General features: G+C 51.5%; 5 protein-coding genes and 2 pseudogenes. 4 read left to right on the top strand and 3 right to left on the bottom strand.

What is annotated here, in order from left to right; translation table 11 throughout:
- From IM450_RS12900 to IM450_RS12910, 4 genes and pseudogenes are all read left to right on the top strand, one after another.
- Positions 1–477 (top strand): annotated as a pseudogene (locus IM450_RS12900) (IS1 family transposase); the annotation flags it as partial.
- A gap of 11 nt (positions 478–488) precedes the next feature.
- Positions 489–827, top strand: a complete 339-nt coding sequence (locus IM450_RS22530) for a DUF2493 domain-containing protein (protein ID WP_353736969.1) — start codon at positions 489–491, stop codon at positions 825–827.
- Positions 828–897: 70 nt separating this feature from the next.
- Positions 898–1,479: an alpha-ketoglutarate-dependent dioxygenase AlkB gene (locus IM450_RS12905; protein ID WP_002803489.1), complete on the top strand. Its 582-nt coding sequence runs from the start codon at positions 898–900 to the stop codon at positions 1,477–1,479.
- Positions 1,480–1,718: 239 nt separating this feature from the next.
- The gene (locus tag IM450_RS12910) at positions 1,719–2,198 is read left to right on the top strand and encodes a hypothetical protein (RefSeq protein ID WP_002803488.1); all 480 of its coding nucleotides are present in this window, start codon (positions 1,719–1,721) and stop codon (positions 2,196–2,198) included.
- A 222-nt stretch (positions 2,199–2,420) separates the two neighbouring features.
- On the opposite strand, the gene IM450_RS12915 is transcribed toward IM450_RS12910, so the two are convergent.
- From IM450_RS12915 to IM450_RS12925, 3 genes and pseudogenes are all read right to left on the bottom strand, one after another.
- Positions 2,421–3,488 carry an NAD(P)/FAD-dependent oxidoreductase gene (locus IM450_RS12915; protein ID WP_287668761.1) on the bottom strand — a complete coding sequence of 356 codons (1,068 nt, stop codon included), beginning with the start codon at positions 3,486–3,488 and terminating at the stop codon, positions 2,421–2,423.
- A gap of 4 nt (positions 3,489–3,492) precedes the next feature.
- On the bottom strand, positions 3,493–6,375 hold the full coding sequence (locus IM450_RS12920; RefSeq protein ID WP_287668764.1) for a LodA/GoxA family CTQ-dependent oxidase: 2,883 nt from the start codon (positions 6,373–6,375) through the stop codon (positions 3,493–3,495).
- 828 nt (positions 6,376–7,203) lie between these two features.
- Positions 7,204–7,329: pseudogene (locus IM450_RS12925) on the bottom strand (ISNCY family transposase); the annotation flags it as partial.
- Positions 7,330–7,593 lie beyond the last annotated feature (264 nt).

Here is a 7,593-nt window from a genome sequence, read left to right on the forward strand (position 1 = left end):
ACCGTAATTAATTGGGTAAAATCTGTGCTTGAATTTTGCCAGGGGTTCCTATGACCCAGAAACAATTCCTGAAGTAGGGGAACTGGATGAATTGGAAACCTTTGTTGGCTCAAAAAAAACAAAATCTGGGTGTGGACAGCCTTTGACCACTTTAAAAAAGGAATTTTAGGTTGGGTAATCGGAGACCATAGTAGCGAAACGTTTCGCCCATTATGGGAATTAGTTAAGTCTTGGGTATGCTATTTTTATGTGAGTGATGGATGGTCAGTTTATCCATGTTTTATAGCAGAGGGCGACCATATAATTAGTAAGACTTATATGACCAGAGTAGAGGGTGAGAACACACGTTTAAGACATTATCTAGCCCGATTGCATCGCCAAACACTCTGCTATTCTAAGTCTACAGAAATGTTAGGATACTCTATTCGTTTATTAATTCATTATCTGAAGTTTCAAGAAGTGCCTATTCCTTACTGATTCATAGCTTAATTCAGCAACACCGCAGGGATTTTACGGATTATAATTTATTAAAAGAAAAACTGGATTTCTATATCGGAAAACATTCAGATATAGAAATTATTAGCGGTACGGCGAGAGGAGCGGATCGATTGGGAGAAAGATACGCGGAAGAGAAAGGATTGACCCTAACAAGATTTTCCGCGGATTGGAAAAAGTACGGGAAGCGGGCTGGATATTTAAGAAATGAAGAAATGGCACAATACGCAACTCATGCCGTTATCTTTTGGGACGGGAAATCGAAAGGAACGGCTCACATGATCGAATTATGCAAGACATACGGAATAAATTATCGAGTAATCAAATTTTAGAAACGGAAAAAGAGGCTCATAAGAGTCTCTTTTTTACTTTCAAGATCACTGAGAAAACGAGGAAAAACTCATGACCATTCACCATTTACCCTTACTGACCAAAACGGCACAACACACGCTAATCCGAGAAATTCAAACCCTAGTGCTACCGGAATCGCCCCTATTCACACCCACCATGAAATCGGGAGCGAAATTTCACTATCAGATGACTTGCTGTGGAGAGACGGGCTGGATTAGCGATACCCTTGGATACCGCTACACTACCCTTCATCCCATCACTGGAAAACCCTGGGCATCCCTGACCCCCAGCCTCTTAACCCTGATAGACTACCTCAAATTACAGGGATATATCCCGGCTAATTATCAAGCTCAAACTTGCCTGATCAATAAATACCTACCGGGCAACAAATTAGGATTGCATCAGGATAATAGTGAACGGAATTTGACCGCGCCGATCATCTCGATTTCTTTAGGCGCATCGGGAATCTTTCAACTAGGCGGACTGAATCGCCACGATCCGATCGAGGAAATTACCCTACAGCCGGGAGATATTTTCATCATGGGAGAGGACGATCGACTCCGCTTTCACGGCTTTAAGGGCATTCTAAACGGCAAAAAACGGGTTAATTTAACCATCCGACAAGTTTATTGAAAATAACGGGCGATCATCTTGACGAATCGAGTCACGATCGCCTGTTCCATTTGATTTCTCACCGTATCGGCTCGTTCGTCGGGCGGGGGTTCCCACTTTTGTCCTCTATCCCCCGCCCGTTCCGCGAATGACCCCCACCTCTCCTCACTCGCGCCCACCCACCCACCCGAAACGGGAAAAAAGAAAACGAGACAAGAACAATAGCGACGCTAGGGGTGAAAATCTAGGGTTAAATTATCATGAATGAGCCAATAACCACGATTCCAACCTCTGACGTTGAAAATAAAGAAATTCTGAGCGAGTACGCCGATATTCGCTGGCAGATCGCCGCGTTCAACGCCAAGCTGAAGGAGATCGAACCGATGGCGATCGAACAGGCGATGTCCATCATCGACGACGGCGCGACCGCGAACGGTAAACGGGTGGTGTACCGCACCGATACCGTCGATATCGTTCTCCAACTGCGCTCTTGCAAACCGAAACCCGAAAATAACGCCGACCTCGAATCGCTGAAAGAATCGATCGAGATGGAAGCGGAGAAAGCGTGTCATCGGAACCGAAAGCAGATCGCCGATATAGAACGTAAAATCGTCGTTTTACAGTCCCGTCTCGCGATCTTGCAACAAACGGACGAGGGACGGGCGTATCAGGCCGAGTACGCGGAACGGGAACGACAACTCACCACTCTCGAACCGATTCTCAGTGTCAAGCTGAAGTAATCGAGCGGGCAAGCTCCTCGCTCGCACTGAAACCGCCCTTGATAGCCCGGTCGAGACACTAGGGGCTGTCATCAGTTAGCTCCAGATCCCTGACTGGGAGCAGGTTTCGACAGATTCGCTATTCAGCGAGGGAATGCCGAAAATCTTTGCTCAGAAAGGGTTTCAGATTTAACTGATGACACGCCCTAACAAATTAGGTCTTTTTCAGAAAGGCAAGCTGGTCTAAGGAAAGGTTGACTGTCGATCGGCCCAAAAAGGCCGATCGATCCAGCGATTTTCCGCGCGGTAGATGAAATCGAGATGGTTCCGATACGTCGCGCGGACAGTTTTCAATCGCTCCCCGTAGACATCGAGCGCGCTGAAATCGCCGGTCAGGGCGGCGTGAACGGCCTCTCCCGCTTTCATCCCCGTATAGAGAGCGTTAAAGATCCCTCGCGAGGAAATCGGATCGAAAGAGAGAGCCGCGTCTCCCGTCGCGAGCCATCGTGACCCGACGACCCGATCTAAATAACCGCCCCCGGCTTCCCTAAAATGAATCGGGACGGAATCCCTCTCGCGACATAGACAGTGACGGATGTATCGGGTGTTATCGAGCTCCGCGTCCCAACAGCCGGGATCTCGTCGGATACGGGTTATCTCTCGCTCGTCCGTGTGAAAAATGACCACGCGAGTTTGACCGGGCAACCTCGCGGTATACCACCAGCCATCCGGAACCGCCTCGATCGCCGTCCGGGTCTCGGTATCCTCATCGGACGCGACCAGCCAACGATAGGCCGCGAACAGGGGAATATCTCGATGTCGCGTGGCTCCCAGGCTTTGAGCGATACCGGCCGCGCGACCGGTAGCATCGATCAACCATTGACAGACCACCTCCCGCTCTTTGAGACGAACCCGCCAAGTCTCACCCGTCCCGGTCACGCTTTTCACCCGATCCTTCCACGAAACCGCTCCCGCCGACCGAGCGGCTGCCTGAAGCTCCCCGTCAAACCGGACTCGATCCAAATGCCAGCCCGAACCGTTGGGATCGTGGATGAAATCATTCACGACCGGCCGCTCGGCACCCCAGAGCGAAATATTTCCATAACAGGGTAGATGCGAACCCGATTCCAAAACGGTCAGCGCGTCCAAATTCTGTAAGATCGGCCGCGCCGCGCCGGGTAAGGATTCACCGACCTTGGGGAGATCCGGACGGCTATCGTCGATCAGGAGTACCCGTCGCCCGGCTCTGGCGAGAACGCGGGCGGCGACCGCTCCCGCCGGGCCTGCACCCGCTATCAAGACATCCCACATCGGCTTATCCGAACGTGATCCGTCGGAACTCTTCCCACTGCTCGATACTGTCCCAACCCGCTTGCTGGATAGCTTCGGGCAGTGTTGACGATTTCTCCGCGAGTTTCGCGGTCAATATCGCGCGCGTCTCTTCGAGCCGTTCGTCTGTCAGCGATTCCACGAATATCACCGGGGGGAAATCCGGATCGTTCTCTATCCCCGGCCGCGGTTCGATGATTCCCATCTTGCTGAACTCGCTGACCATCTGTAGCATTTGTTCCGGAGCGTTTCCCTTTAACGCCCGCAACCAGCTATCGCGCGTGTAATAGGCCGCTAGTCTCTGTTCTCGCGGTAAAGTCTTATCGATCACGATCTCGTAATTCTCTCGCGTGAGAACTTGGTTAGGGACACGGGCGGGCCAGAAGGTAGGAATATAGGGATCGTAGTCCAGATCGTAGCCCGAACGACAGAAAGCGGTATCTCCTTGCCAGGGCAGAGCCATCCATCGGGTTAGTCCGCCCGGCCCTTGGGACGAAAGCAGCCCGCCCACTTTGAGGGCGATTTCCGGGGTTAGTGTTTTTCCGTAGTCCGGTTCGGGGTCATCGGGCGGGCGGTGGCGTACTCGGAAGGGCGCGCTGTAGAGGGTACTGTGGCGCATCGGCCAAGTCACCTCGCAACCGGGATGAAAAGCGTCCGCTAGGCAAAAATGCAAGGCCGCCCGATCGAGCGTGGCGGGCTGTTCCGCGAGGGGGACTTTCTCGATACTGTCCGGTTCTTCGAGTTCCGGATTCCAATCGTTGACGAAATCGCCTTTCACCCATAACTCCAGCAAGTGCATCCGGGCCTTCGATAACGCCAGATTCGCTCGGGGTGAGTCCGCGGGCCCGCTACCGTAAGAATCGCCGTAGATCCACGGCCACGGGGAGCGATCGCCACTGGTCGTATTCGCCGGACGAAAGGTATTAAAGATAATCCGCCGTAATTCACCGTAGGGATCGTTGTTCGGCTCCGGCACGCGGGCTAGTTTGGCGATCGTTTCCGGGTTCGTGAAATCCATCGGGCCGCCCGTACCGAACTGCGTGGCGAATCCTTTGTTGACCCACTGCAAATTCGACAGACGCGACAGGACGGGCCAGATATCGCGGGTAAAAGAAGCTCGATCGGGTACGGGTAGCCAGCCACACTCGACGTAAGTATCGACGAGTAAGTCGTAAAGGGTACGCCAACCGATAATATCGGGCGCGTAGTTCGGCGGGCCGACGATTACCCAGCCTGGCTCGACGGGAATCTCCCGTCCGGCGATCTTGACCGATACCGTGACCGGCCCGTCGGAAATATCGTCGAACCAACCGTCCGCGTTGTTAAAGCTGTTGGGATTGTCGGGATTGTAGATCGGTTTTCCCTCGGGGGAACCGGAGTGACCATACCCTCCCAATACGATTAGATGTCCCTTGTCATCGGTTCGTAACTCGCCTAGGGGTACGGTAACTCCCATAAACTGACCGTTATCGAACCGATACGCCTCCCCCGCAGTATTTTTGCCTTTTATCGTCCGCGGACCGGGATCGATCGCCAGAGTCGAGCGATATTCCTTTTTCACGTCGGGATTGCGACGGGGAATCTCCAGACCTTCGGCTTCGGGAATATCGAGGGCGACTTGAAACTGATACCACTGGGCTTTGCGATTGGCCAGATGAACCGTCCACTCGATAGCGGCACTGTCGCTGTCGATTTCTCCCACCACTTCCCCGGCGGCATTGTAACCGTAAACTCGGAATCGGGCGGCCTGACGCTTGAGCGCGCCTCGCGCGTCCCGAAGCTCCTCCGCGGGAGGTCGGATGACTTCCGGCCCGATATAGTAACCATCTTCCTCGGTGCTATTGCCCACTCGCGCGACCCCGATCGCCGGATGGACGGCCGCTCGAACGATATAGCTATCCTTGCCCTCGGGCCACGCGGTACTCGGTCGAACTTCTTGCGGTTCCCCGACCGATTCCCCGTTGACATCGCGCCGGAGTTTCGCCGAAGCTTGATAGACGATTTTCCGAGCTTCCGCGATACTGCCGACGGGTCGATGCTCGGGCAGAACGCGCCACGGATTAAACGATAGGGTCTCCCCGTAGGCGGATTGGCCGCGGGCATCGATATCCTGTGCCGGCAGGATTAAGGTCGCGACGTGGAGGGGAGGGGAGTCCGTTTCGCTCCAGCGAACCGTGGCGCGGTCGATCGGCATGGTTTCCGGATCGATTTGCCACTGAACGAGAAATTTCAACCGGGCCTCACCCCCGCGCAGTCGTTGTGCCAGATCGACGCGGAGATAATCGGGATCGTCGTAATCGGGAGCCGGCCCCGGAGGAACGATTTCCGGCTCTAATTTATATTTACAGAAATCTCGTTCTCCCCAACAGAATGGCATAGCACTCCAGAGATCGGTTTCTAGAACCGAAGGTACGATCTTTTCCATTTCATCCAGAATCTCTCGCGTTCTAGGATGCTCGTTCAACCATTCGTTAGCAACGTCGGAACCGGTTAACGATGCCTTGGTAAACTCGCACATCTCGCGAGCGTTATCCACGAAGAAGACATCGATGTTTTGCAAGAGCAGATCCATCGTGGGAGCGTGTTCATCGGGCGGGAGATCTTTGATTCCCGGAACGTCAAACACTTTAATCCCGATACCCACGGTACTTTTTAGATCGGGGCGACCATCCGGTAGATCGCTCGCGTAACGTACCCAAACCGGGTAAGAGCGGGGTTCGCGAAAGAGACCGACCCTTGCCCGTTCGGGTAAGTGGGGAACGATTTCCAAACGTCCGTGAGCGATACCGTGCAAGCGCAGGAAAACCGGACGACGGGCCGGGCATTGTCCTCGCTCGATTCTTCCCCTCTGTACCATCTCGACGAACATGGTTTCCAAGCAACCGATCGGGTCGGATTGACAATCACAGGTGGGAGGGGTGCTGGTACTTCTCGGGACAGGGTTCGGGGGATAACGCATATTGAGACCTAGTATTTGTGTCCGTACAACTCAAGTAATTTCTACCTCGAAGTCGTCAGCTTCACGCTATCGAGTGGGTAGGAACGTTCGACAAATCTTCAAAACTCGGAGCGAACCGATCGAGCGTGGATACGAGCTGACAGAAAAGTTTGCATTTCTTACTTCACTCCGGTTCGTATCTCTGCCAAAACGCAAGGAAATCGGTAGATTTCCCGCTTCTGATTCGGAAGAAAAAAGGGTTTACCCGATCGATAGTAAGAGCTTTTCGCCGCTTGTTGTCGATCGAGGGGTCGCGAGTAACAGGATGTTACACTCGCACAAACCTATCCCAAAAGAATCGCGATGCCGATCGAGGGGGTCGCCCTCCGATACGAACAGGGTTAGGGAACAAAATGCTAGGCAACTCGCGATCTGTCAAGGGTGCGGAATTCTAAAAAACGGAAAGACTGAAACTTCATTTTAGATTAACTCGTGACTGGCTCGCTTGAACTTTACGTCGATCATTTTACCCGATTGGCAATTTAAAGGTTAATCGCATTATCGCTCAGATTGACCCGATCGTTGTCGTAGCCGCTTAAATAAAGAGGTTTTGATAACCAAATTAAAGCAGCTCTAAAGAGTTTTGAGTTAAAAGTTAAACTTCAAGTTTTCATTTAGGACGAATGTACTGGTTAACTAATTTTTTTGGGAAAATTAGTTAACCGAGCATTATAACATATAATTAATTTGCAAGAGTTCTACTGCATCTTCTACCTGATATTTGGTATTGTTTCCTGGTTTTCTGTCATCGGGTAAGTCATGTAATTCTTGAACTAAAAATTGTATTAATTCAGGAATTTCTAAAGTCACCGCCTTTTTCGTCATCGCAGAACAGTTTGATTAATTAATATTTCCAACTTAATAATTTTACCTCAACAGACAACAATCATTAATTTTTATTTGGTTCTCTTTCTGATGTAGAGAACTTTTGTTCTAGATTTATCCCATCTTTCAAATATTTTGAGTATAAATACTCTATATACTCACTTCTCTGCGATGCAGTCGCACTCGCGGGAGCGCATTTTGTAGCCTGCTTAAAGCTTTGTTTCTGTCTGTATCACTTGTTACTTTTTAAAATGAGAATTGCTG

The sequence above is a fragment of the Microcystis sp. M083S1 genome, assembly GCF_020246405.1.
Taxonomy (GTDB): domain Bacteria; phylum Cyanobacteriota; class Cyanobacteriia; order Cyanobacteriales; family Microcystaceae; genus Microcystis; species Microcystis aeruginosa_C.

Excerpts from the sequence above, each read along its gene's own strand:
- IM450_RS12905 (WP_002803489.1), top strand. The coding sequence starts at position 898 with ATGACCATTCACCATTTACCCTTACTGACCAAAACGGCACAACACACG.
- IM450_RS12910 (WP_002803488.1), top strand. The coding sequence starts at position 1,719 with ATGAATGAGCCAATAACCACGATTCCAACCTCTGACGTTGAAAATAAA.
- IM450_RS12915 (WP_287668761.1), bottom strand. The coding sequence starts at position 3,488 with ATGTGGGATGTCTTGATAGCGGGTGCAGGCCCGGCGGGAGCGGTCGCC.
- IM450_RS12920 (WP_287668764.1), bottom strand. The coding sequence starts at position 6,375 with ATGTTCGTCGAGATGGTACAGAGGGGAAGAATCGAGCGAGGACAATGC.